Raw genomic sequence first — 943 nt, 5'->3', positions numbered from 1 at the left:
CCACCACACTGGGCGAGGAACAGAAGCCCTGGCTGGAACTGCTGCGCTCCGGCTACATGTCGCCGCCCCGCCAGGACCTGCCGCCGCCCACCCTGGTGTCCCCGTACTGGCGCGATCAGCTGGAGACCGCCGAGACCGGCAACCGCCTCTACGACCGTCACGTGGCCTACCACCTCGGCGTCGCCCGCTGGCACGCCGGGGACCGTTCCCAGGCCGTCCGCAGCTGGGAGCAGATCGCCGACGCCCACTGGCCCTCGATGCGCTGCCTCGCCGTCGCCGACGAGGAGGACGGCCACCCCGGGCGAGCCGCCGACCGCTTCCTGGCCGCCTTCGAAGGCGCCTGCGCGGCCCGTCGCGAGGGCCCGGAATGGACCGCCGCGACAACCGCCCTGGGCCGCGAGACGATCGAGGCCCTGCTGGCCGTCGACCGCGCCGACGAAGCGGCGTCCGTCCTGCTCCGACTCCGCCCCGCCGTCCGCGAACGAGGCCGCTTCCGGCTGCTCCACGCACGGATCCTCCTCGCACAGGGCGACACGGAGGGGGCTCGGGCGATCTTCGACAGCGGCTTCGAGGTGGACGACCTGCGGGAGGGCGACGGCGTCCTCACGGCGACGTGGCGGACGGTGGCTCCGTCGGAGCCGATGCCGCACCACTACGACTTCCGTATGCGGCCGGAGTAGACGGCGAGGGCTTCCCGCCGTCGGCCCGGCGCCTACCGGGTTGCGTCTTGCGCTGCGTCTTGCGGCCGCGGCCCCGGTGGGGGCTTGTCGCGCAGTTCCCCGCGCCCCTGAAGGCCGCCTGCGAGCTCGGTCGCCCTTGCCCGTCCGGCGGCTGCGGGCCGGTGGGGACTTCTCGCGCAGTTCCCCGCGCCCCTGAAGGGGCGCCCCCAGTCCTGCGGAGAGCCGACAGCGGACGCAGGCGCCCCCTACCGGCAGTCGACGTC

General features: G+C 74.7%; 1 pseudogene. It reads left to right on the top strand.

Annotation, left to right across the window (positions count from 1 at the left end):
* Positions 1 to 680, top strand: a pseudogene (locus K6I34_RS37460) (DUF5107 domain-containing protein); the annotation flags it as partial.
* Between the last annotated feature and the right edge of the window lie 263 nt (positions 681 to 943).

It is taken from the genome of Streptomyces sp. UNOC14_S4, from assembly GCF_020740835.1.
Taxonomy (GTDB): domain Bacteria; phylum Actinomycetota; class Actinomycetes; order Streptomycetales; family Streptomycetaceae; genus Streptomyces.
Note: the sequence above shows the minus strand (reverse complement) of the source record. Positions and strands in the feature narration are given on the sequence as shown.